The following is a 22,622-nucleotide window of genomic DNA, read 5'->3' on the forward strand; positions in this document are numbered from 1 at the left end:
CGCAGTGCTGAGTGCCGAGCTGAAAGCGTTTTACCGGGTGGCCCAATTGGGCAGCATGACGCAGGCTGCGAAAAAGCTCGGGCTCAGCCAGCCGACGGTGACCACGCAGATTCGCCAGCTTGAAAGCCAGTACGCCGTGGAGCTGTTCTACCGTGGAGGACGCCGTCTGACCTTGACCGAAGACGGCGTGCGCTTGATGCCGATGGTCAAGGCGTTACTCCAGCAAGAAGCGGACATCGAATTCTTCCTGCGCAACAGCGGCCAGGGCACGGGCGCATTGCGTATCGCCGCGACCGCGCCGTATTACATCCTCGATCTGGTCAAAGCCTTTCGCGAGCGTTTGCCGCAGATCGACGTGTCGGTGGACATCGGCAATTCGCAGCAAGTCCTGGAGGCGCTGGAGGAGTATCGCGTCGACATTGCGGTGTCCTCGCAACTGCTGGAAGACCCGCGTCTGATACGCCGCGTACTGGGCTCGGACCCGCTGGTACTGGCGGTGCATCGCAATCACCCGCTGGCCGCGCTGGATCATGTGCCGCTCAGTGCATTGGCCGGGCATTGCCTGTTGATGCGCGAACAGGGTTCGACCACCCGTCGTCTGACTGAAGACCTGCTGGCCACCGCCGGTGTGGGCTTTGGCCCGCTGCTGGAGATCGGCAGTCGCGAGTCCATTCGTGAAGCCGTTTTGCGCAACATAGGCATCAGCATCATCGCCCGTCAGGAAGTGCCGCACGATCCCCAGTTGCGGGTGCTGACGCTGGAAAACGCGCCCGTGATTCACGAATACCTGTACTGCCTTAAAGAGCGAAAGGCGGCGCGTTTGCCAGCGGCCTTCCTGGGGTTGGCGCAGGAAATGTCGGGCTGCTGAAAAGTCCCTCACCCAAATCCACCAATACCACTATCGGCAGCTTTTGCCTTGCTGCCACATCTTGTACGCATTGCCTCTCTAGGATGACGCTCATCTGCTTGATGAGGTGCATCCATGAACCGCTCCAACGCAACCGTTTTGTCCCAACCCGGCGTGCCGATGCAGGTGCGCAATGTGAGCAAACGCTTCGGCGCGTTCACCGCGCTGGATGATGTGTCGCTGGATGTGGCCGCAGGCGAGCTGGTGTGTCTGCTCGGGCCGTCCGGCTGCGGCAAGACCACGTTGCTGCGTTGCATTGCCGGGCTCGAACGCCAGGACAGCGGCGTGTTGTACCTGGGCAGCCGCGATGTCTCCGACCTCGCCCCTCAAGCACGGGATTACGGGATTCTGTTTCAGTCCTACGCCTTGTTTCCCAATCTCAGCGTCGAAGCCAACATCGCCTACGGGCTGGCGGGCAGCAATCGCGATGTAGTGCGCAAACGGGTCTGCGAAATGCTGGCGCTGGTGGGCCTGACCGGCAGCGAGAAGAAATTCCCCGGCCAGCTCTCGGGCGGTCAGCAACAACGTGTCGCACTGGCCCGGGCACTGGCGCCGTCGCCTTCGCTACTGTTGCTCGATGAACCCATGTCGGCCCTGGATGCCAGAGTGCGCGAGCATTTGTGTACCGAGCTGCGTCAATTGCAGCGCCAGCTCGGCATCACCACGCTGATGGTCACCCACAATCAGGACGAAGCCATGCTGATGGCCGACCGTATTGCGGTGATGAACCATGGCAAGGTCGAGCAATACGACACGCCCCAAGCGATTTACAACCGGCCTGCTACGCCGTTTGTGGCCGAGTTTGTCGGGCAGGGTAATTGGCTGCCGTTCCAGCGCAGCAGCGACAGCCATGCACAGGTCGGCGGCCTGAACGTGCGGCTGGCGGATGATACCGGCCATGCCGCCTCAGGGCGGTTGTTCTGCCGGCCTGAAGCAATCACTGTTAATCCGGTGCTGCATCAGGAAAACCTGTTTCCCGCCCGTGTGCGGGAGATCACCTTCCTCGGCAACCGCTGCCGCATGCGCTTTGAGCTCAACCATTTGCCGGGTCATGCGCTGATGGCCGAAGTGAGCAGTCATGACCTGCCGCGCCTCGGTAATCAGGACATTGTGGTCGCCTTGCCGCCCGCCAGTTTGCAGGTGTTTGCCTGAGATGGCCGCGGACATGGCGTTGCCACTGCCCGGCAAATTGACTCACCGCTTGTCGCGTGCCGAACTCGGCGACCGGCTTTTCGTGGTCGGCGGCAAATGGCTGTTATTGCTGCTGTTGGTCGTCGCGGTGTTGATGCCGTTGCTGGCGATCTTCTGGCGCGGCTTCAGCGCAGAAGACGGGCAGGGCGGCGGCTGGGCGGCGGCACGGGCGCTGTTGGTCAGTGACAACTTTCATTGGTTGCTCGGCAACAGCCTGAAGGTTTCGCTGAGCGTGGCGGTGATTGTCGTACCGCTGGCCTACCTGTTTGCCTACGCGTTGCAACGCACTCTGATCCCCGGCAAACGTTTCTGGCGCGGGCTATCGCTGTTGCCGTTGATGGCCCCGTCCATGCTGCCGGGTATTGCGCTGGTCTACCTGTTTGGCAATCAGGGCCTGTTGCGCGGTCTGATGCCGGACAACATTTATGGCTTTTGGGGGATTGTGCTGGGGGAGGCGATTTACACCTTTCCCCATGCCCTGATGATTTTGCTATCGGCCCTGTCGCTGGCCGATGCTCGCCTGTTCGATGCCGCGTCCAGCATGGGCGCTGGGCCTTTCAAAGCGTTTCGCAGCATCACCTGGCCCGGCACACGCCAGGCCGTGTTTGCCGCGTTCTGTCTGGTGTTCACCCTGACCATCACCGATTTTGGCGTGCCCGTGGTGGTGGGGGGCGACTATCAGGTGCTGGCGCTGGAAGCCTACAAAGCCGTGGTCGGGCAGCAACAATTCGGCCGGGGTGCCTTGATTGGTATGGTCTTGCTGCTGCCTGCGCTGTTCAGTTTTGGCGTCGATGCGTGGCTGCGCCGGCAACACGGCGATGCCATGAGCGGCCGTGCTCACGTCTTCACACCGGCGCCGGGCAAGGTGCGCGACGGCTGTTATCTGGCCATCGTGCTGCTGATGTGCGCGGTCTTGCTGACGGTGTTCGGCATGGCGGTGTATTCGTCGCTGGTCACGTTCTGGCCCTACAACCTGTCGCTCTCGCTCAACCACTATCAATTCAACGACACGGCCGGGGGCGGCTGGCTGGCCTATCGCAACAGCCTGACCATGGCACTGTGGACGGCGTTGATCGGCAGCGCAGTGATCTTCACCGGCGCGTACCTGATGGAGAAAACCAACAGCCAGAAGGGGCTTAACCTGGCCCTGCGCATGCTCAGCTTTGTGCCCATGGCCGTGCCGGGCCTCGTGTTGGGGTTGGGCTACGTGTTCTTTTTCAACCTGACCGGCAACCCGCTGCATGTGCTGTACGGAACCATGACGCTGTTGGTGGTGTGCACCATTGCTCACTATTTGACCACTGCGCAAATGACCGCCACCACGGCCCTGCGCCAACTGGATGCCGAGTTCGAAGCCGCCGCGTTATTGCTCAAGGCCCCGCTGTATCGCCATTACCTGCGGGTCACGGTGCCGATCTGCCTGCCGGCCCTGCTGGACATCGTGCGTTATCTGTTTGTATCGGCCATGACCACCGTGTCGGCCGCGATTTTCCTCTACAGCCCCGACACCCTCCTCGCGGCGGTGGCCGTGCTGAACATGGATGACGCGGGCAACGTGGGCGGCGCCGCCGCCATGTCGACCCTGATTCTGTTGACCTCGGCGGGTGTCTCCCTGCTGCTGGCCGCTGCCTCACGCGGCTTGCTGCGCCGTTCGCAAGCCTGGCGCCAAGGCGCCCCGGCGCAATGATCCGTCCTTCACTCACTCAAAGGAACCGCACCATGTTCAAGCCTCTTGCCCTTGTCGCTGCTGTCCTCACGGCTTTTAGCGTCAACGCGTTTGCTGCCAACACCCAGTTGACCGTGTACACGGCCCTCGAAGCCGAACAGCTCAACACCTACAAAAAAGCCTTCGAAAAGGCCAACCCGGCCGTGGAAATCAAGTGGGTGCGTGACTCCACCGGCATCATCACCGCCAAACTGCTGGCCGAGAAAGCGCGTCCACAGGCGGATGCGGTGTGGGGGCTGGCGGCGTCCAGTCTGGCGATCCTCGACCAGCAAGGGATGTTGCAACACTATGCGCCCCACGACCTGGGCAAGATCGGGCCGAACTACCGCGACGCCGCCAACCCGCCGGCCTGGGTGGGGATGGACGTGTGGGCCGCGACGATTTGCTTCAACACCATCGAGGCTGAAAAACAGGGCCTGACCAAGCCCGTGAGCTGGCAAGACCTGACCCGGCCCGAATACAAGGGCAAAATCGTGATGCCTAACCCGGCGTCATCCGGGACGGGGTTTCTGGATGTGAGCGCGTGGCTGCAAACCTTCGGTGAAAAGCAGGGCTGGCAGTACATGGACGATCTGCACCAGAACATCGGGCAATACGTTCACTCTGGCTCCAAGCCCTGCAAGTTGGCGGCTGCGGGTGAATTCCCGATCGGTATTTCGTTTGAATACCCGGCCGTGCAGCTCAAGCGCCAGGGCGCGCCGCTGGACATCGTTTTGCCCAAAGAAGGCTTGGGTTGGGAGATTGAGGCCACGGCGGTGATCAAAGGCACGCCCCACGAAGAGGCGGCGAAAAAGCTGGCAGACTTCTCGGCCAGCCCTGAAGCCATGGAGCTGTACAAAGAGAACTTTGCGGTATTGGCCCAGCCGGGGATCGCCAAGCCGCAGACCGAACTGCCTGCCGACTATGAGCAGCGTTTGATCAAAAACGACTTCGCCTGGGCCTCGAAAAACCGCGACCAGATTTTGACCGAGTGGCGTAAGCGTTACGACGGCAAGACTGAAAAAGCCGCGCCGTAAAGGGCCATCCGAGGAGTTCGCTATGTCCGATTCCAACTCGATTCTGATCGTCGGTGCCGGGATTCTTGGCCTGTCCCACGCCTACGCGGCAGCCCGGCGCGGCCTCAAGGTGCGGGTGTTCGAGCGCACGGCCACGCCACTGGGCGCGTCGGTGCGCAACTTCGGCCAAGCGCTGGTCACGGGCCAGCCCCCCGGCGAAATGCTGGACCTGGCCCGCGCCAGCCGCAGCATGTGGGCAGACTGGTCCCGGCAGGCGGGCTTCGACCTCAAGCGCAACGGCTCGTATCTGTTCGCCCGCACCGAAGCCGAAGAACAACTGCTCGATGCGTTCTGTCAGGGCCGCGCGCAGGAATATGGCTACCGTGCCGAATGGCTCGGCGCCCGTGATCTCGGCACCCTGTATGGCGGCCAGTTCAAGCATCACCGCGCCGCGTTGCATGGCCTGGACGACCAACAAGTCTATTCCCGCGAAGCCATCCCGGCGTTGATCGAGTACCTGCGCAACGCGCTGGGCGTCGTGTTTCATTTCTCAACCCTGGTGCGCGACGTCGAACCGGGCGTGGTGCACACCACCGCAGGCAGCTTCAAAGGCGCGCAAGTGATTGTCTGTTCGGGCCACGATTACCAAACCCTGCTGGCAGCGCCCATGGCGCAGCTCGCGCCTAAAATCTGTCGCCTGCAAATGTTGCGTGTGCGCCCGCAGGTGGCGTTGAACCTGCAACATGCTTTGCTCACGGGCCTGAGCTGCGTGCATTACGGGGCGTTTGCCGATTTGCCCGAGGCCGCCGCAGTGCAGGAGGAGATTCTGCGCAACAGCCCTCATCTGGACGATCACGGTATTCACCTGCTGATCAGCCCGACCCCTTATGGCGATTTGATCGTCGGGGATTCTCACGAATACGGCGACGATCCATCGCCTTTCAACGGCGAACAGGTTGATGAGTGGATGCTGCAACTGTGTGAGGACACCCTCGGCTGTCGCGTGCAGGTCGTAGAACGCTGGCAAGGGGTGTACGGCGCCAAAGGGGCCAGACCTTTCTCATGGCTGGACGTGGCACCGGGCCTGCATGCCGCGCTCATGCACACCGGGGTGGGCATGAGCATCGGGCCCGCCATGGCCGAGGACAATATCGCCCGCATGCTGCAGGAGGCGTGACGCGGCTGACGTGCGGGCGCTTGGGCTCAGATCTGTTCGGCCAACGCTTCAATCTGCTCCTGACGCTCAGCCTGGCTCAGCTTCGGGTGCGGGTTGAGTGACGACCACTGCGGGTGCGCCCGCGCCTTGTACAGCGCTTCTGGCAGCTTGCCTTCGCGCCAGGTGGTCTCTTGTGGCGTGGCGACCTTGATGCTGTCGACGGCGGCATGCCCTCGGGCGTTCAGCGCATGCAGCAATTGGCGTTGGCGCAAGGCCAGCAGGCGCAGCACGCTGTCGTCCACGGTCAGTTCGCGCTGGCCTTTGATTTTGCCCAGCAAGCGGCTGCCATAACTGCGCGCGGTTTGCAGGGCGCCACCGGCAATGGCCCCGGCCAACGCTGCCGCGCCCAGCGTCAGGCCGCCCACCATCAAGTCCACGCCCGCACCTGCCGCGGCGCCTGCGGCAATACCGCCGCCCACGCGCACGCCCAGTTGTTTGAGGGTTTCGGGGTTGAACAAGTCATCGCCCCAGCGCCCGTCCAGCAGTGGCAAATCGCTGGCCGCAGCGTCGCTGGCGCGAAAACCGTAGAGCTTGAGCAGGGCTTCCACGCAACGTTGTTCGCGCTGGCGAACGGCCTGACGCAGTTGATGAATGGCCTCCTGTTCAGCCGTTTTGTTGCTGACCACGCTGCGTCGACAGGCCGCGCAGTCGATCAGCAATTCGGCAATCAGGCGCAGCGCGCTGTGCTTGCGGGCCTCGCGCTGGGCTTGCAGATCGGTGACCAGGCGCTGCAGCGCGTCCCGTGAGTGCTCCAGCAGCAGCGCAAGGCTTTCATACAGGCGCCGTTCGCCATCCTCGGGCGGGGCGACGCTGTCGAAACGCACCAGTGCATGCAAACCGAGGCGCGCCAGGGCGTCGCGCCACTCGGGTTCGCGCTGTTGCGGACTGCTGACGAAATTGAGCACCGGCAGCAGCGGTTTGCCGCAACTGGCCAGCACGCTGAGTTCGTCACGGTATTTGGCGAGCACCGGTTCGCGGGCATCGATCACGTAGAGCCCGGCGTCCGAAGCCAGCAGTTGGCGCAGGACTTTGGCCTCTTGCTCGAAGCGCTGTCTGGCCTCGCTGCCTTCCAGGAAGCGCGCCACCCGGGCCGGGCCGTCCAAGCGTTCACCGGGGCGGTCGAGGCGCTCCAGGTAGTTGAGCAGGGCGATGGCATCTTCCAGCCCCGGCGTGTCGTACAACTCCAGTAAGGCTTCGCCGTCCACTGACAGGCGTGCCCCTTCAACGTGCCGGGTGGTGCTGGGGCGATGGGAGACTTCGCCAAAGCCGACATCCCGGGTGAGGGTGCGCAAAAGCGAGGTCTTGCCGACATTGGTGTGGCCGACCACGGCCAGCGTCAGAGGCTTAGTCATGGCCCGTCTCCAGCCAGTTCAAGGGCGCGCTGGCGGCAAAGGGCAGGCCCAGTTGCTCCAGCGCGGCATGCCAGTCACTCAGACGGTCAGCGTCCAGCGCCTGACCGGGCGGAGCTTGCAGCAACCAGACCCGCGTGGCGGCGGCACTGCGCGCCAGTTCACCAATCAACGCCAGGCTGCCGCGGTCCGGTGAGCGCCGCGGATCACAGGCAATCGCCAGGCGCGCGGGCGGGAAGCGGGTCATTTGCTCCAGCAGGGTTTGCCGTGACTCGCGGCTGTCGAGGATGCCAGCGTCTTTGACCGAGGCAGGTAAGGCGGGCGGCCATGGCTGTTGGTCGTCGAGTTCGAGGCCCACGATCAGTGCGCCATCGGTTTGCAGTGCCGACTGCCCGGCCTGCACGCGATGCAACTGTTCGGGCGCGCTGTCGTTGACACCCAGGCGCTCGCTGCTGGGCATTAAGGGTTCGCGCAGTTGGCTGTAGCCGGGCAAGGTGAGGTCCAGCTGCAAGGTGTCGCGTCCGGTTTTCCAGCGCCAGCGGCAGAAAACGTAGAGCAGCAGGCGCGGGATCACGCCATAGATCAGAACAACGCCGACCAGCCAGATCGCCCAGGACTGACGAACCAACTCGTTGTTGTAGAGACTGCTGTCCGTGCTGACGAGGATCATCTCCACGGTGGGCACGCTGAAACCCAGCCAGTTCGGCAGTGCGCCCAGCGCCCGTGTGGCAGCGACGAACACATCGGCGCCGAGGATCGTGGTCTCCCAGATAAACCCGTAGCGGCGCGTGGCCATGAGCAACAACATCATCACCAGCGCGCTGAGCATGGCCAGCAGCCACAGGCCATTGACCAGCGCGCCAACGGCCCAGCGATTGAGCTTGCGCCGTTGCAGCAACAGCACTAACGCGGGGCCAAGCTGTGCGGCCTTGGCATCGCGGGCGAGTTTTTCACTGAGCCATAGCCACAATCGGCCCAGACCCGCACCGTGCTCACCGGCACACACCAGGCCGACCACCCAGCTCAGCAGCAGGATCAGGTTGAGCCCGAGCAAACTGCCCAGCGCCCAAAACACGTTGACCGGTGTCTGGCCGTTGCCCAGCGCCGCAAAGGCCAGCCCGGCACCGCTGACGATAGCCATCACCGCGAGCACCAACAGGGCCAGCCGCGCGCCTTGCAGCCAATGCAGCATGGCGCTGAGCAAACCGTCGCGCTCGGCCAGCCACAGGGCCCGGTTTTCAATGCGTGCGGGCAAGTCGCCGCAGGTAGTGCGGGCGCGGCGGTTGGCTTCCAGATCATCCAGCGGGCCAGCATGTGCTTCGCGCAGACGCACGGTTTCAGTCAGCCAAAGGCGTTGCAAAGGAGAGAGTTGAGTCACAGGCCGATCCATTCAAGTGAGCCAAGAGCATAACCGCTGCGGCGCCGGACGGGGTACTGCGGGCGCGGGTCGCTCTGGTATCCTCGCCCCCATGAAAAAAACACTCCCCCTCAGCCTGATCGCAGCCCTCGGTGAAAACCGCGTGATCGGCGTCGACAACAGCATGCCGTGGCATTTGCCGGCGGACTTCAAATATTTCAAGGCCACCACCCTGGGCAAGCCCATCATCATGGGGCGTAAAACCTGGGACTCGCTGGGCCGCCCCTTGCCGGGCCGGTTGAACCTTGTCGTCAGTCGTCAGACCGGCTTGCAACTCGAAGGTGCCGAGGTGTTCGCCTCCCTCGATGCCGCCGTCGCGCGCGCCCAGGCCTGGGCGGTGGAACAGGGTGTCAGCGAAGTGATGTTGATTGGGGGCGCGCAAATGTACACCCAGGGTCTGGCGGATGCCGACCGGTTGTACCTGACGCGTGTGGGCCTGAGCCCGGAAGGCGATGCGTGGTTTCCTGAGTTTGATCAGGCGCAGTGGACATTGGTGTCCAACGAGCCGCATGCGGCTGAAGACGGAAAACCGGCGTTCAGTTTTGAAGTGTGGGAAAGGGCTTAAGCAAGCATTGAAGCCCCTCTCCCATAGGGAGAGGGGTCAGTGAGGGTCAAGCGTTACGCGTGTGCCAGCTCGCCATGATCGTCTTCAGCCAGAATGGCTTTATCCGTCTCATTCATGATCTGGCTGGTCACCGTACCGGCCACCATGGCGCCGCTCACGTTCAAGGCCGTGCGGCCCATGTCGATCAGCGGTTCAACCGAGATCAACAGCGCCACCAGCGACACTGGCAGGCCCATCGCGGGCAGTACGATCAGCGCAGCGAAGGTTGCGCCACCGCCCACGCCAGCCACACCGGCTGAGCTCAGCGTCACGATCGCCACCAGCGTTGCAATCCACAACGGGTCCAGCGGGTTGATGCCCACTGTCGGGGCAACCATCACGGCCAGCATGGCCGGGTACAGACCGGCACAGCCGTTTTGACCGATGGTCGCGCCAAACGAGGCCGCAAAGCTGGCGATGGACGACGGAATCCCCAAGCGACGGGTTTGCGCCTCAATGCTCAACGGAATGCTGGCTGCGCTTGAACGGCTGGTGAACGCGAACGTCAGCACCGGCCAGACCTTACGGAAGAAGCGCAGCGGGTTAACCCCGGACAGCGACACGATCAGCCCGTGAATCACGAACATCAGCGCCAGGCCGATGTAAGACACCACCACGAAACTGCCGAGTTTGATGATGTCTTGCAGGTTGGACGTCGCCACCACTTTGGTCATCAAGGCCAGCACGCCGTACGGGGTCAGTTTCATGACCAGACGTACCAGACGCATCACCCAGGCTTGCAGGGTGTCGATGGCATTGAGCACTTTGCTGCCTTTCTCCGGCTCATCCTTGAACAGTTGCAGCGCGGCAACGCCCAGGAATGCAGCAAAGATCACCACGCTGATAATCGACGTCGGCTTGGCGCGGGCCAGGTCGGCAAACGGGTTTTGCGGGATAAACGACAGCAGCAACTGCGGCACATTCAGGTCGGCCACTTTCCCTGCGTAATCGCTTTGAATGATCTGCAGGCGGCTCATCTCCGCAGCGCCCGCCACCAGACCTTCAGCCGTGAGGCCGAACAGGTTGGTCAGGCCGATGCCCACCAGCGCTGCGATCATGGTGGTAAACAGCAGCGTGCCGATGGTCAAAAAGCTGATCTTGCCCAACGACGACGCGTTATGCAGCCGCGCCACGGCGCTCAGGATCGACGCAAATACCAGCGGAATCACGATCATTTGCAGCAACTGCACATAACCGCTGCCAACCAGATCGAACCAGCCGATGGACGTTTTCAGGGTAGGGTTTTCAGCACCATAGATAAGGTGCAAACCAAGACCGAAAATCACACCGACAACCAGCGCCAGCAGGACTTTTTTAGCAAGGCTCCACGCGGTGTGGCGGGTCAGCGACAAGCCGAACAGCAACGCGAGGAACACCAGCAGATTGAGGATCAGCGGGTAATTCATGAAAGCTCCGAGAGGCGACTTGTACCAGTCTTGGGATGTAACAATTTCGAACCGGAAATGCTAACAGGTTGATATAGCTAGAAATATACCGTTCTGGAATGACTACCTTTGATTTGGGAATAAGCCTGTCGACAGGCCGAAGGTTGTTTGTGCCTCTCGTGTCGCTTATAGAGAAGCATAGCGGCTATGCGTCAGACGAATCAGCATTCGGCGCTGCGTTGACGTGCCATCAGTCGGGTCGCAAGCGCTCCGGGGGGAGTAGCAGAATCGGTGTTGGCATCATATGTATGAATACCCATTCACCCAGGCTTTGCAGGCTTGGCTGCGAGGTCAAAATATCCAACTGCCCAGCGCCTGCCCTGCGACAACCTCCAGCCGTGCGAGTGGAGCGCTTGAGGCAGAACTCAAAGCATGATCCCTGCTTCAAAAAATGCTGGAAATCAATAAGGAATGAATGGATGAGGCTCAAAGATATTAGGTATTACTCCTTGGTCACCCTGATGGCTCTCGCCAATGCGGCATTTTATACAGTGTTTATAATGCTGGGGTTGCGTGAAGTCTTTCCATCGATTGAAGAGAACTTTGAAGTAATATCTGCAGCGATGTATATATTCTTGGTGGTTGTCGGGGTGGCATGGGGTATTCCAAGGCTTAGGACGTTTTTCGGGTAGTGGGTCCTTGATTTATTGCTGAGTCGTGTGCGTGTCATGTTCCAAATTGAGTAATGAGTTCAACGAAAATGCGTCAACAAGCGCTTCCAAAATTAACGAAATTTTGCCTGTTTGTTTATAAGCATGCTCACTGTCGGTGGGGATGTGTCTGAATAATTTGAATGTGTCTTCTTTTTCTACACGTCTAGCGAGTCCTGTTGCTGATAACAATAAATCGGCAGAGTAGTACGCCATGTCACCTTGGTAGGCATCTTTGTAGAATTGTCTGTAGCCCTGTCTGATAAAGCCTACGGCTTCATTATTTCCATTGTAAATATTGGTCGCGCCTTCATATATGTTATTAAGGCCGTGCATGATCATCGGACCTCCATATGCAAAACCCAATCCCCGAGTGCTTACTATTGATTGGGCGCCTGTTTTTACTTGCATAGCACCCCCCTGCAATGCCTATTCCGTTTTTTGCATAGAATATTATTTTGTTGGCTAATTCATCGTATTCACTTTTGAGTTTCTGCATGCCTTCCCAGGCGCTGATAACACTGTCATTGACATCGCGAATGACGTTGTTTAGGTAATTTGCAATTGCCGAGCTGAAGGTGAGCTGCATGACACCGTCAGGGAGAAAAGTTCCTGTCGCTGAACAACCCAATGACATCAGGTCTGAGGCCGCTTTTGTGACATCGTGGATGTCACACTGTTGGTCGTTCATATCTCGTTTATCCATGAGCTATGTGCACTCGTTCCAGCCGGGATGTGTGTCCATGTAATATCCCGATAACGAATGGCAACGATTTCTTGCGGCTGGCCATCTGTCATATGAATAGCATGGGGTACTTGAATGTTCATGTAAGCAATGCGTGCACCAGACAGGCGAACGTTGAAGTATTTTTCTTGGCTGCCCACTGTAGACGTTCTATAAAAATCAATGATGCATTCGACTTCCTCCCCATCGTGAAGTGCTGCAGCGATCAGTGGCGAAGACTTATCTATATTCTTTGTAATAACGACAGGTTTGTGTTGTCCGCGACCGCCAGTAATTGTCCCGTCACTGCCTGCCACCATGTCATGTGAATACGCTAACACCATGATTTCGTCAGCGTGGCCCATTTGACATTTATTGCCTATAGAGTCTTGGGTCGAACAGCCGGAAGATATTAGGCCTTGTTTTCTTCCTGTAATTGACATGTAGCCATGATTAGCCATTTCAGCATCCCCGTTTAATTGAGCACTGACTGTATTGCAGTAGTGGCTAATGGGCTGTAGGGGGATTCCTGAAATTCAAATAAAGCATTGCAAATGAGCTTTGAATCCAGAGCATGCCAGCCAGGACACATCTTTTCCGGATGCTTTTGGTTTCAAGGGTGAATATCTTTTGCCCGCTCATTAAAAATCCCGGCACATGGCCGGGATTTTGGGGGGCGAGGTGGGTTACGGCACCAGTTTGTCCAGCAAGGCTTTGTCACGTACCGCGCCCTTGTCGGCGCTGGTGGCGAGCAAGGCGTATGCCTTCAATGCCGTGGTGACTTTGCGTGGACGCACTTCGACCGGTTTCCAGCCTTTTTTGTCCTGCTCGACCCGGCGCGCCGCCAGTTCTTCGTCGCTGACCAACAAGTTGATCGAGCGGTTCGGGATGTCGATCAGGACTTTGTCGCCGTCCTGTACCAGGCCAATCGCGCCGCCCGCCGCAGCTTCCGGTGAGGCGTGGCCGATGGACAGGCCCGACGTACCGCCCGAGAAGCGTCCGTCGGTGAGCAAGGCGCAGGCTTTGCCCAGCCCTTTGGATTTGAGGTACGAGGTGGGGTAGAGCATCTCTTGCATGCCCGGCCCGCCTTTCGGGCCTTCGTAGCGAATGATCACGATGTCGCCCGCCTGCACTTCATCCGCGAGGATGCCGCGCACGGCGCTGTCCTGGCTTTCGAAGATTTTGGCGTTGCCTTCGAACACGTGAATCGACTCATCGACCCCGGCGGTTTTCACCACGCAACCATCCAGCGCGATGTTGCCGTACAGCACGGCCAACCCGCCTTCCTGCGAGTAAGCGTGTTCGACGCTGCGAATGCAGCCGTTTTCACGGTCGTCGTCCAGCGTGTCCCAGCGGGTCGACTGGCTGAACGCGGTTTGCGTCGGGATGCCCGCCGGGCCCGCGCGGAAGAAGGTGTGCACGGCTTCGTTGTCAGTCTGGGTGATGTCCCACTGGGAGATGGCGTCGGCCATGGTCTTGCTGTGCACCGTCGGCAGGTCGGTGTGCAGCAAGCCGCCACGGGCCAGCGAGCCGAGGATGGAGAAAATGCCGCCAGCGCGGTGCACGTCTTCCATGTGGTACTTCTGGATGTTCGGCGCCACTTTGCACAGTTGCGGGACGTGGCGCGACAGGCGGTCGATGTCCTTGAGGTCGAAGTCGATCTCGGCCTCCTGGGCGGCGGCCAACAAATGCAGGATGGTGTTGGTCGAGCCGCCCATGGCGATGTCCAGCGTCATGGCATTTTCGAATGCCTTGAAGTTGGCGATGTTGCGCGGCAGTACCGATTCGTCGTTTTCGACGTAGTACTGGCGGCACAGGTCGACGATGGTGCGGCCTGCTTGCAGGAACAGTTGCTCGCGGTCGCTGTGGGTGGCCAGTGTCGAGCCGTTGCCCGGCAGCGCCAGGCCGAGGGCTTCAGTCAGGCAGTTCATCGAGTTGGCGGTGAACATGCCGGAACATGAACCGCAGGTCGGGCAGGCGCTGCGCTCGTACTCGGCAACCTTCTCGTCAGAAGCGCTGGAGTCGGCTGCAATCACCATGGCATCCACCAGATCGAGGCCGTGGCTGGCGAGCTTGGTTTTGCCCGCTTCCATCGGCCCGCCGGAGACGAAAATCACCGGGATGTTGAGGCGCAACGAGGCCATCAGCATGCCGGGGGTGATTTTGTCGCAGTTGGAAATGCACACGATGGCGTCGGCGCAGTGGGCGTTGACCATGTACTCCACGGAGTCGGCAATGATCTCGCGGCTCGGCAGCGAATAGAGCATGCCGTCATGGCCCATGGCGATGCCGTCGTCCACGGCGATGGTGTTGAATTCTTTGGCAACGCCGCCTGCGCGCTCAATCTCGCGGGCGACCAGTTGGCCCATGTCCTTGAGGTGGACGTGGCCCGGCACGAATTGGGTAAAGGAGTTGGCAATGGCGATGATCGGCTTCTTGAAGTCGGCATCTTTCATCCCCGTGGCGCGCCACAACGCGCGCGCACCGGCCATGTTGCGGCCATGGGTGGAGGTTTTCGAACGATAGTCAGGCATGGAGCAACTCCGGGCGGCTAATCAGGTAACAAACAGGGAAGTGAGCTTCTAATCGCTGACTGACAACACAGAAAATGACTACGTGTCAGCAAGCTGCCGTTAACGCTGCGGGATCGCCGCGCGTCTGGGCCTGAGCTCATAAACCCGCCGGGGATGATTGGCGATGAATGCGTCGATTCTACACGGCTGGCGGGCGGAGGGAATGGGCCTAACGCACGGCCCACAGAGCAAGGGCTATGCCGGGCGCTGTTCGCGCAGGCGTCGGCAGGTTGCCAGGATCAAGCCCAGCGCAATCAGGCCCAGCGCCATGAAGGTGGTCGCCAGCGTCACTGGCAGGCTGGCCGGGCTGAGGTTGACCCAGGCACTGACAACCCCGCCGCAGATGAAGATCAGCGCGCTGCCGGCTGACGACGCCGTGCCTGCCAGATCAGGAAAGACGTCCATCGCCCGTGAGGTGGCAATTGGCCGGGCGATGGTGATGCCCATGGTGCAGACCATCATGGGCAGCAGCACGTTAAAGACCGTCAAGCCTGCGTGGCGGTGCAGCAGCCCCATCAAGCCCCCCGCCAAAACGATCAATAACAGCCCGGCAATGATCTGTCGGTTCGCGCTAATGCGTTTGCTGAGTCCATGAGCCAACACGCCGCCGCCCACATAGGCTGCGCCGTACACCAGCAGTATCAGCGAGAAGGTGTAGCTGGACAGGTGCAGTTGCTCCAGAAACAACAAGGGCGACATGACGATGAATGAAAAATGGCAGGCGAAAGCGATGGCCGATATCAACCAGTAGCTGATGAACGTGGGATTGCGGCACACAAGGGCGTAGGCCCTCAGCAGGCTGTGGGAGGACGGATTGCGCGCGGGGTTGTCCCTTAAGTGCCTCCAGGCAATGACCCAGACGGTCAACCCCAGCGCAATGAACACCCAGAAGCTGCCGGGCCAATCGAAGGCGTCCTGCAACACGGTGCCCGCCAAGGGTGAGAGCGAGATCGCCAGCCCGCTGGCGGTGACCATCAGGATGCGCAGATGGTCCCGTTGCTTGCCGGTGAACAGGTCTTGGATCAAGGCTTGAGACAAAACGAAACACCCGCACCCGACGGCCTGCAGGCACCTGAACAGCAGAAATCCGCCGTAATCCGTGGACAGCACGCAACCCGCCGCGCCGACAATCGACAGGGCCATGCCCGCAAGCAGCAAGGATTTGCGCCCTATGCGGTCAGAAAGCGGACCTATGAGCAGTTGTGAAAGCGAAATGCCAATAGCGAACAGGCTGATGGACAGTGCGATATCGCCCGGTGTTCGTTGAAAGTAGTCAGCCAGGGCCGGAAATGAGGGCAATACGACGTCCAGCGGGAACACCCCGAGCACCACCATGCTGAGCAACATGAAAATCGCCAGACCCGGTCTGGTCGCGGGCGTTTCAGGCATCCATAAACCCCGCGCTCAAGAACAGTCGCCGGTTGTGCTCCAGGGTGAAAAAACCGGCATTGGCCAACGCCAGCACGGTGGCTCTGGCCCCGGCACGCACGCGTTGTTGGTGAACGGCGGGCTGCTGCAACTGGATGCAGATCTGTTCGATAGTGGTCGGGTTGAGGTCGACACTGGCGAGGCTTTCTTTCAGCCAACGGGTGTCGCTTTCGAAAAAGATGCCGAGGAGGGTGAGTAACTGGGTGGCCGCTTTGGCGCGCTGGACGTCATCGAGCAACGACCACACATGGGCGAACACTTCACTAAAGTACCGGCTGTGACGGGCTTCGTCCCCAAGATGGCTTTTGAACATGTCCAGCACGGTGGACACCAGCGGGACATGGATGGCGCCGAGCAGCTCTTTGGCAATGATCGTCTCGGACACAAAGCCGATCAAAAACCAGTGCAGAGCCCTGTCCGCCGGTCGGCAGATGTCTATTTGATGCTGCAGGCGCTGGATGCGGTGGGCGGGGCGGGAGCGGTTGTTGATGCCGTACAGCTCAGCCACCTGTTCGGCGATCTGGTTGGAGAACAGCGCGTGATAGCCCTCGTCGGTGTACAGCTGCAAGGCGGCGTTTTTCATGGCGAGCGGCACGTGAAGGCCGAGTTCGTTGTGGATCAGGGTCTCGAGCGCGCGGTTAACCAGTTTGTGTTCCAGCACCGTGGTGTAGTCGAGGAAGTACACCAGTTGATTGGCCTCCAGGCGCCGCACCACGGACGTGCCTGCCTGCACGATGTCCGGGTGATCGAGGTAAGGCATGAAGGCGGGCACAAACCAGTGGCGGTCGCCCAGTTGGGACTCCAGGTCGGCAGGCAAGGCGTAAGGGGTGCGATCCAGACGCACGCTGGCGTTGGTGTCCCAGCCAGCCAACGTGTAGGGCGCAGGGGAGGCACACGTTCTTTGGGGGCAGGGTTTGTTCACGGTGCGGGGTCCTTGTGCTGGATGAGCGCCATCAGTTCCTGGCATTGCACTTGGCCGTCGCCTTTGCCGCAGCCCACAAAAAACAAGGGCTGTTCGGGGCTGTCGTCCAGGCCCAGCAGCGCTTCTACACGGTCATCGGTCAGGGCACCGGTCAGCCAGGTATCCAGCCCCAACTGTGTGGCCACAAGCTGGAACGTTTGAGCGATATGCCCGGCCTCAACGTAGGCCATGCGATAAGCCCGTGAGTGCTCGTACTTCCACCACAATTTGTCGAAGCGCGAGGTGATGAACAGCCCGACGGGCAGGGTGTTGATGAAATGCTGGCCGCACAGCAGCTTGCCCAAAGGCTCGTCCGGGAGCGGGCTGATGAGGCTCAGGGCATGCAGGTCACTTGAATAGGCATACACGCCAGCCTTGAGACCGGTCACGTGCTGCACATACACATAACCCTCGCAGGCGTTGAGTCCGCCGCCGGAAGGACTGCTGCGACGCGCTTCCATGCCCAGTGGAATGGACAGATTGATCTCGCCCCGACGTTCGTTCAGATAGCCGAGTGATAGGTAAAGCAAGGTGCTGAGTTGGCGCAATGAAAGGCTTTGCCCGGTAAAAGAGCGGGACGTTTTGCGGTTGATCAATGCAGTGGCCAGCGAACCTTTCAAGGCGTCGGCAGGCTTGCACACGGGCAGGGCCACCAGATTGGCGTTATGAGGATCGATACGATTGGGCTCGGGGGCCGGGGTGCTCAAGACTTCGTTGCAGTGTGCCAGGTACTGCACGGCCCATTCATGGACGTCTTGAGGAATGTGCTCCTGCGGCAGGTTCTTGGTGCCGATATGGAAGATTCGGGAGAGGTCATCCCAGCCCCATTCCGGTGTGGGGATTTCTTCGTCCGTAATAATCGAAGCCGCCAGAAAGTCCTGATCGACAGTGCTGTTGGGGTCGAAAAGTTCAGGGCAAGTAATAAGTTGGGTTAATCGCTTGCTGTAGTGGAAGTCGAGTTCAAATTGCGTGTGATTGGAATAGTTCCAGACAATGTGATGCGGTGGCCGGGCCAATATAAACAAGTAAGGATTTATATGCATGGATCAACAGCTCTGAAGGGGAAGGTAATGAAGCCGGGGTGTCGGCAGGCCCCGGCTTCATTGTCAGCGACGTTGCGTTAGCGCTGAGGAGGGACGGCCAGACAGGCCAGGTTGGCGATTTTGCTAGCTTCTAGAGAAATGGCTTTCATCATCGTGCTCCTTACATAAAAGTGGGTGACTTCAGGGAGTAAGTGCAGTCACTTCGTACTGCGTCGTTCTCGAAGTGACTTGGTTAAAACTAGCTGCTTACGGAAAAACAACAATGTTATATGAAGTGAGTTATTGCCCGCTTTCATGTGGGAATACTCTTAAGTAAGAGTTAAATACGAGTTTTATCTACAGGTAGTTCGCTGAAAGCGCTCTGTATAGGCGATTTTGGTATTAAGGCTTAAAGTGTCGAGGTGCTTTTCTTACAGGGATTTTGAACGATGGTCATTACACGCTCCATCAAGACCTGCCTGGCCATTGGCCTCGTGCAGGGGGTGTTGCTCTGGCTGGCCCGCTCTATCACCGAAAACGGCCTCAAGTTCGCACTGGTGACGGCGGTGTTGGTGGGGGGCATCAACGTGCTGCTGCTGGGCGATAACGTGCGTCAGCGCGGCACCGGCTGGCTGGTACTGGGCCTGACGGGCGTGATGAGCGCCATCAGCGCCTGGGTGTTCTGGGAAGGGGGTGAGCAGTGGCGTTCAAGCAGTTGGCTGACGGGCAGTTGGACCTGTTTCGGGGTGGTGATTGCGTACATCTGCACGGTCTTCATCCTCAGCTGGCCGACCCGCGAAGGGCGTTTCCCACGCTATGAAGACTTGTTCCGCCACGCGTGGGACACGGTGTTCATCGTGCTACTGGGGCTGCTGCTTAACGCGGTGTTCTGGGCGTTGATCCTGTTGTGGGGCGGCCTGTTCAAAATGCTCGGCATTGTGGCGCTGAACACATTGTTTTCCACCGACGGATTTATCTACATCAGTTCGGCCATGGTGTTTGCTCTGGGCCTGAAGATGGGCCGGGACAATGATCGGGTGATCGGCTTGCTGCGCGGCATTCTGCTCACGTTGTGCCGGTTCTTGCTGCCGCTTGGCGTGCTGATTGGCCTGGTGTTTACCTTCGCCTTGCCCTTCACCGGACTGGGGCCGATTTGGGACACGGGTTATTCGACGCCAATCATGGTGTGTCTGGTGGCCGTCATCCTGTTCCTGCTCAACGGCGTGGTACAGGACGGCGAACACGAGATTGGCTACCCCAAGTGGCTACTGCGCATGGTCGACCTGTGTTTGTTGTGCCTGCCGGTTCTGGTGGTGCTGGCCGGGTATTCGACCTGGTTAAGAATTGAACAGTATGGCCTGACGCCGACCCGTCTGTTGGCGATGCTGCTGGTGGTCGTGATGGTGTTGCACAGCCTGGCGGCTGTCTGGGCCGTGGTGCTGCCACAGCATCAGTGGTTGGCGCGTTTGCGAGTCAGCAACCCGTTGATCGCGTTGTTGAGCGTGTTGCTGTTATTGGCGATTCATACCCCGTGGTTCAGCCCGCTGCAGTTCAGTGCCCAGAATCAGGTCAACCGGGTTTTGAGCGGCAAAGCGTCGGTCGACACCTTTGATGCAGACACCTTGCGTTACCGTTTGGGACCTCCCGGCAAACAGGCTTTTGAGGCCTTGTTGGCGCAGGTGGAGCAGGGGCAGGTGTTGTCGGCGCCACAGCGTGACGTGCTGTTGAAGCGTCTCAAAGAGGCGGACATGGGGGACCGGGTTAGCGGGCCAAGTGAGCGGATGCTGGAATGGATCGGCCCTAAAGTCGAAGGCAGTGAGCAGTTCGCTGATAGGGGCATCGGCGGCCAGCCCTGCTGGGCACCGGGGTGCGCGTTGTGGGCGGTGGATCTGAATAACGACGGGCAGATGGAAGTGCTGCAGTTGCCGAAGCAGAAGTGGTCGGGCCCTGTGTACTTTTTTACGCGCGACGCCCAAGGCCAATGGAAACGGGCGGGCACCTACGAGGAAAGCGACAACTCTCCCGAGTTGATTGAGGCGATTCGTCAGGGGAAGGTGAAGGTGGTCAAGCCGCGCTATCAGTCTTTACAGATTGGCACCACAGAACTGAGCCCCAAGCTGGATCGAGAACCGCAGCCATAAGCCTGAAGCCACAGCCGCTACCGTCGGTAGCGGCTGTGGAACGTGCCCGTTTAGCTGTTTGGCAGCAAACGGCAGGTGATGCTCTTGATGTAGCGCGTTTCCTGGATCGCCGGGTGTACCGGGTGATCCGGGCCCTGGCTGCCGCGTTCCAGCAACTGGATATTGCGGTCCAGGTGACGGGCGCTGGTCAGCAGGATGTTTTGCAGGTCGTCTTCGGGCAAGTGCATCGAGCACGATGCGCTGACCAGAATGCCGTCTTTGGTGAGCAGGCGCATGGCTTGCTCGTTCAGGCGGCGGTAGGCGCCTTCGCCGTTTTTCAGGTCTTTTTTACGTTTGATGAACGCCGGCGGGTCGGCCACGATCACGTCGAAACGCTCTTCGTTGGCTTTCAGCTCTTTAAGCGCTTCAAACACGTCGCCTTCCAGGCAGGTCACGCGGTCCGCGAAACCGTTGAGTGCCGCGTTGCGCTCGACGCCGTCCAGTGCGAACGACGATGCATCCACGCACATGACTTCGCTGGCGCCAAAGGCAGCAGCCTGGATGCCCCAGCCGCCGATGTAGCTGTACAGGTCCAGAACGCGCTTGCCCTTGGCATACGGCGCCAGACGGGCACGGTTCATGCGGTGGTCGTAGAACCAGCCGGTTTTTTGTCCGGCGATGACCGGGGCTTCAAACTTCACGCCGTTTTCTTCCAGCGCAACCCACTCCGGCACCAGACCAAACACGGTTTCGACGTAACGCTCAAGGCCTTCGGCATCACGGGCGGCCGAGTCGTTCTTGAACAGAATGCCGCTCGGCTTGACCACCTGAACCAGCGCGGCGATCACGTCGGCCTTGTGCTGCTCCATGGTCGCGGAAGCCAGTTGCACCACCAGAATGTCGCCGAAACGATCCACTACCAGGCCCGGCAGTAAATCCGAATCGCCGTACACCAGGCGGTAAAACGGTTTGTCGAACAGGCGATCACGCAGCGAAAGCGCCACGTTGAGGCGGTGAACCAAGAACGACTTGTCCAGTGGCACTTTGACGTCGCGCGACAGCAAACGCGCGCAGATCAGGTTGTTCGGGCTCATGGCAACGATGCCCAGCGGTTTGCCGCCAGCAGTCTCCAGCACCGCTTGGTCACCAGCCTTGAAACCGTGCAACGGCGTGGTGGCGACATCGATTTCGTTGCTGTAGACCCACAAGTGGCCGGCGCGCAGGCGTCGATCGGCATTGGCTTTAAGGCGCAGGCTTGGCAGGGACATGACGTCGCTCCGGGTATTGAAAAGGGCGCGATTATAGCCCTAGACGCGCACGCGGGGCTTGGCTGATTCACCGCATTGTGTCGGATTGCCTGCGCAAAGCTGCGGTAAATTCCGTTAGAATCGCGGGCTATTCCAGAGTGTGTCGTCATGCCCCCAGAGCTTTCATCCGAACAGATCAGCCAAACGCTGCAAGGCATTAGCGTGCCGCCTCAACCGCAAATCATGGTGGATTTGCAGATGGAGCAGTACATGCCCGATCCGGACCTGGAGGCCATTTCCCGCCTGATCGCCCAAGACCCCGGTTTGTCGGGCGCCTTGCTGAAAATCGTCAACTCGCCGCATTACGGCCTGACCAACAAGATTGCGTCCATCAAGCGGGCCGTGACGTTGCTGGGCTGCCGGACGGTGATCAATTTGATCAATGCGCAGTCGATCAAAGGCGAGATGTGCGACGAAACCATCGTAACCCTCAACCGGTTCTGGGACAGCGCCCAGGACGTGGCCATGACCAGCATGACACTGGCCAAGCGCACCGGCTCGCAGGCGGTCGATGAAGCCTACGCGTTAGGGCTGTTTCACGATTGCGGCATCCCGTTGATGCTCAAGCGCTTCCCCAACTACATGTCAGTGCTGGAACAGGCCTACGCCAATGCCGGTCCGAACAGTCGCGTGGTCGACACCGAAAACACCCACTTCAACACCAACCATGCGGTGGTCGGCTACTACACGGCCAAGTCCTGGCGCTTGCCGGAACACCTGACCCACGCCATTGCCAATCACCACAACGCGCTGGCGATCTTCAGCGACGACTCGTCGCGCCACAGCCAACTGAAAAACCTGCTGGCGATCCTCAAGATGGCCGAGCATATTTGTGCCTCGCACAAGGTCTTGGGCAATCAGCGCGAAGACCACGAATGGAACAGCATCAGCCATCTGGTGCTGGATTACATCGGTCTGTCCGAATATGACTTTGAGAACCTCAAGGAAAGCATCCGCGAGTTGGGTGCCCACTAGGTTGTCCCCCGC

The 22,622-nt window shown here is 59.9% G+C and carries 19 protein-coding genes; 8 read left to right on the plus strand and 11 right to left on the minus strand.

What is annotated here, in order from left to right:
• Positions 1 to 4 precede the first annotated feature (4 nt).
• The 5 genes from BKD70_RS03735 (at position 5) to BKD70_RS03755 (ending at position 5,996) form a co-directional block, all read left to right on the plus strand.
• Complete coding sequence (locus BKD70_RS03735; protein WP_047278476.1) at positions 5 to 868, plus strand: LysR family transcriptional regulator; 864 nt, start codon at positions 5 to 7, stop codon at positions 866 to 868.
• A 114-nt stretch (positions 869 to 982) separates the two neighbouring features.
• Positions 983 to 2,059, plus strand: coding sequence for a putative 2-aminoethylphosphonate ABC transporter ATP-binding protein (locus BKD70_RS03740; protein ID WP_047278474.1), 1,077 nt, complete (start codon positions 983 to 985; stop codon positions 2,057 to 2,059).
• A gap of 1 nt (position 2,060) precedes the next feature.
• The gene (locus BKD70_RS03745) at positions 2,061 to 3,785 is read left to right on the plus strand and encodes a putative 2-aminoethylphosphonate ABC transporter permease subunit (protein WP_047278471.1); all 1,725 of its coding nucleotides are present in this window, start codon (positions 2,061 to 2,063) and stop codon (positions 3,783 to 3,785) included.
• A 32-nt stretch (positions 3,786 to 3,817) separates the two neighbouring features.
• The gene (locus tag BKD70_RS03750) at positions 3,818 to 4,840 is read left to right on the plus strand and encodes a putative 2-aminoethylphosphonate ABC transporter substrate-binding protein (RefSeq protein ID WP_047278469.1); all 1,023 of its coding nucleotides are present in this window, start codon (positions 3,818 to 3,820) and stop codon (positions 4,838 to 4,840) included.
• Positions 4,841 to 4,862: 22 nt separating this feature from the next.
• Positions 4,863 to 5,996, plus strand: a complete 1,134-nt coding sequence (locus tag BKD70_RS03755) for a TIGR03364 family FAD-dependent oxidoreductase (protein WP_047278466.1) — start codon at positions 4,863 to 4,865, stop codon at positions 5,994 to 5,996.
• Between the two features lie 26 nt (positions 5,997 to 6,022).
• Here BKD70_RS03755 and BKD70_RS03760 read toward each other — a convergent pair whose 3' ends face one another.
• Positions 6,023 to 7,387: a DUF3482 domain-containing protein gene (locus BKD70_RS03760; protein ID WP_047278464.1), complete on the minus strand. Its 1,365-nt coding sequence runs from the start codon at positions 7,385 to 7,387 to the stop codon at positions 6,023 to 6,025.
• The gene (locus BKD70_RS03765; protein WP_047278461.1) at positions 7,380 to 8,762 is read right to left on the minus strand and encodes a DUF2868 domain-containing protein; all 1,383 of its coding nucleotides are present in this window, start codon (positions 8,760 to 8,762) and stop codon (positions 7,380 to 7,382) included. Before BKD70_RS03765 ends, BKD70_RS03760 begins: the two co-directional genes overlap by 8 nt.
• Before the next feature lie 91 nt (positions 8,763 to 8,853).
• On the opposite strand from BKD70_RS03765, the gene BKD70_RS03770 reads away from it, so the two are divergent.
• On the plus strand, positions 8,854 to 9,366 hold the full coding sequence (locus BKD70_RS03770) for a dihydrofolate reductase (protein WP_047278459.1): 513 nt from the start codon (positions 8,854 to 8,856) through the stop codon (positions 9,364 to 9,366).
• A 53-nt stretch (positions 9,367 to 9,419) separates the two neighbouring features.
• Here BKD70_RS03770 and BKD70_RS03775 read toward each other — a convergent pair whose 3' ends face one another.
• From BKD70_RS03775 to BKD70_RS03810, 8 genes are all read right to left on the minus strand, one after another.
• Positions 9,420 to 10,811 carry an L-cystine transporter gene (locus BKD70_RS03775; RefSeq protein ID WP_047278457.1) on the minus strand — a complete coding sequence of 464 codons (1,392 nt, stop codon included), beginning with the start codon at positions 10,809 to 10,811 and terminating at the stop codon, positions 9,420 to 9,422.
• Between the two features lie 683 nt (positions 10,812 to 11,494).
• Entirely contained in the window at positions 11,495 to 11,911 is a 417-nt protein-coding gene (locus BKD70_RS24075) for a DUF4225 domain-containing protein (protein ID WP_080960378.1), read from the minus strand.
• A complete protein-coding gene (locus tag BKD70_RS24985) occupies positions 11,823 to 12,191 on the minus strand; it encodes a hypothetical protein (protein ID WP_052892221.1) in 369 nt (122 codons plus the stop codon). Before BKD70_RS24985 ends, BKD70_RS24075 begins: the two co-directional genes overlap by 89 nt.
• Positions 12,188 to 12,685, minus strand: coding sequence for an Hcp family type VI secretion system effector (locus BKD70_RS03790; RefSeq protein WP_047278453.1), 498 nt, complete (start codon positions 12,683 to 12,685; stop codon positions 12,188 to 12,190). Before BKD70_RS03790 ends, BKD70_RS24985 begins: the two co-directional genes overlap by 4 nt.
• A 225-nt stretch (positions 12,686 to 12,910) precedes the next feature.
• Positions 12,911 to 14,758: a dihydroxy-acid dehydratase gene (gene ilvD, locus BKD70_RS03795; protein WP_047278452.1), complete on the minus strand. Its 1,848-nt coding sequence runs from the start codon at positions 14,756 to 14,758 to the stop codon at positions 12,911 to 12,913.
• Positions 14,759 to 14,992: 234 nt separating this feature from the next.
• Complete coding sequence (locus tag BKD70_RS03800) at positions 14,993 to 16,186, minus strand: MFS transporter (protein WP_047278450.1); 1,194 nt, start codon at positions 16,184 to 16,186, stop codon at positions 14,993 to 14,995.
• Positions 16,179 to 17,147, minus strand: a complete 969-nt coding sequence (locus BKD70_RS03805; protein WP_240478040.1) for a diiron oxygenase — start codon at positions 17,145 to 17,147, stop codon at positions 16,179 to 16,181. Before BKD70_RS03805 ends, BKD70_RS03800 begins: the two co-directional genes overlap by 8 nt.
• Positions 17,144 to 18,229: a SagB/ThcOx family dehydrogenase gene (locus BKD70_RS03810; RefSeq protein WP_047278446.1), complete on the minus strand. Its 1,086-nt coding sequence runs from the start codon at positions 18,227 to 18,229 to the stop codon at positions 17,144 to 17,146. Before BKD70_RS03810 ends, BKD70_RS03805 begins: the two co-directional genes overlap by 4 nt.
• Before the next feature lie 428 nt (positions 18,230 to 18,657).
• Between BKD70_RS03810 and BKD70_RS03815 the strand changes: the two genes are divergently transcribed.
• Positions 18,658 to 20,349, plus strand: a complete 1,692-nt coding sequence (locus tag BKD70_RS03815; RefSeq protein WP_047278444.1) for a DUF4153 domain-containing protein — start codon at positions 18,658 to 18,660, stop codon at positions 20,347 to 20,349.
• A gap of 50 nt (positions 20,350 to 20,399) precedes the next feature.
• Here the strand turns inward: BKD70_RS03815 and BKD70_RS03820 are convergent, their stop codons facing one another.
• On the minus strand, positions 20,400 to 21,596 hold the full coding sequence (locus tag BKD70_RS03820; RefSeq protein ID WP_047278442.1) for a class I SAM-dependent rRNA methyltransferase: 1,197 nt from the start codon (positions 21,594 to 21,596) through the stop codon (positions 20,400 to 20,402).
• Positions 21,597 to 21,797: 201 nt separating this feature from the next.
• Here BKD70_RS03820 and BKD70_RS03825 point away from each other — a divergent pair, with 201 nt between their 5' ends.
• Entirely contained in the window at positions 21,798 to 22,610 is an 813-nt protein-coding gene (locus BKD70_RS03825; protein ID WP_169836151.1) for an HDOD domain-containing protein, read from the plus strand.
• Positions 22,611 to 22,622 lie beyond the last annotated feature (12 nt).

The sequence above is a fragment of the Pseudomonas sp. BS-2016 genome, assembly GCF_001806145.1.
In the GTDB taxonomy this organism is placed as follows: Bacteria; Pseudomonadota; Gammaproteobacteria; order Pseudomonadales; family Pseudomonadaceae; genus Aquipseudomonas; species Aquipseudomonas lundensis.

Bases quoted from the DNA above. Each gene is read 5' to 3' on its own strand.
- BKD70_RS03770 (WP_047278459.1), top strand. From the start codon at position 8,854: ATGAAAAAAACACTCCCCCTCAGCCTGATCGCAGCCCTCGGTGAAAAC.
- ilvD (WP_047278452.1), bottom strand. From the start codon at position 14,758: ATGCCTGACTATCGTTCGAAAACCTCCACCCATGGCCGCAACATGGCC.
- BKD70_RS03750 (WP_047278469.1), top strand. From the start codon at position 3,818: ATGTTCAAGCCTCTTGCCCTTGTCGCTGCTGTCCTCACGGCTTTTAGC.
- BKD70_RS03760 (WP_047278464.1), bottom strand. From the start codon at position 7,387: ATGACTAAGCCTCTGACGCTGGCCGTGGTCGGCCACACCAATGTCGGC.
- BKD70_RS03815 (WP_047278444.1), top strand. From the start codon at position 18,658: ATGGTCATTACACGCTCCATCAAGACCTGCCTGGCCATTGGCCTCGTG.
- BKD70_RS03775 (WP_047278457.1), bottom strand. From the start codon at position 10,811: ATGAATTACCCGCTGATCCTCAATCTGCTGGTGTTCCTCGCGTTGCTG.
- BKD70_RS03810 (WP_047278446.1), bottom strand. From the start codon at position 18,229: ATGCATATAAATCCTTACTTGTTTATATTGGCCCGGCCACCGCATCAC.
- BKD70_RS03800 (WP_047278450.1), bottom strand. From the start codon at position 16,186: ATGCCTGAAACGCCCGCGACCAGACCGGGTCTGGCGATTTTCATGTTG.
- BKD70_RS03755 (WP_047278466.1), top strand. From the start codon at position 4,863: ATGTCCGATTCCAACTCGATTCTGATCGTCGGTGCCGGGATTCTTGGC.
- BKD70_RS03790 (WP_047278453.1), bottom strand. From the start codon at position 12,685: ATGGCTAATCATGGCTACATGTCAATTACAGGAAGAAAACAAGGCCTA.
- BKD70_RS24985 (WP_052892221.1), bottom strand. From the start codon at position 12,191: ATGAACGACCAACAGTGTGACATCCACGATGTCACAAAAGCGGCCTCA.
- BKD70_RS24075 (WP_080960378.1), bottom strand. From the start codon at position 11,911: ATGCAAGTAAAAACAGGCGCCCAATCAATAGTAAGCACTCGGGGATTG.
- BKD70_RS03820 (WP_047278442.1), bottom strand. From the start codon at position 21,596: ATGTCCCTGCCAAGCCTGCGCCTTAAAGCCAATGCCGATCGACGCCTG.
- BKD70_RS03740 (WP_047278474.1), top strand. From the start codon at position 983: ATGAACCGCTCCAACGCAACCGTTTTGTCCCAACCCGGCGTGCCGATG.
- BKD70_RS03745 (WP_047278471.1), top strand. From the start codon at position 2,061: ATGGCCGCGGACATGGCGTTGCCACTGCCCGGCAAATTGACTCACCGC.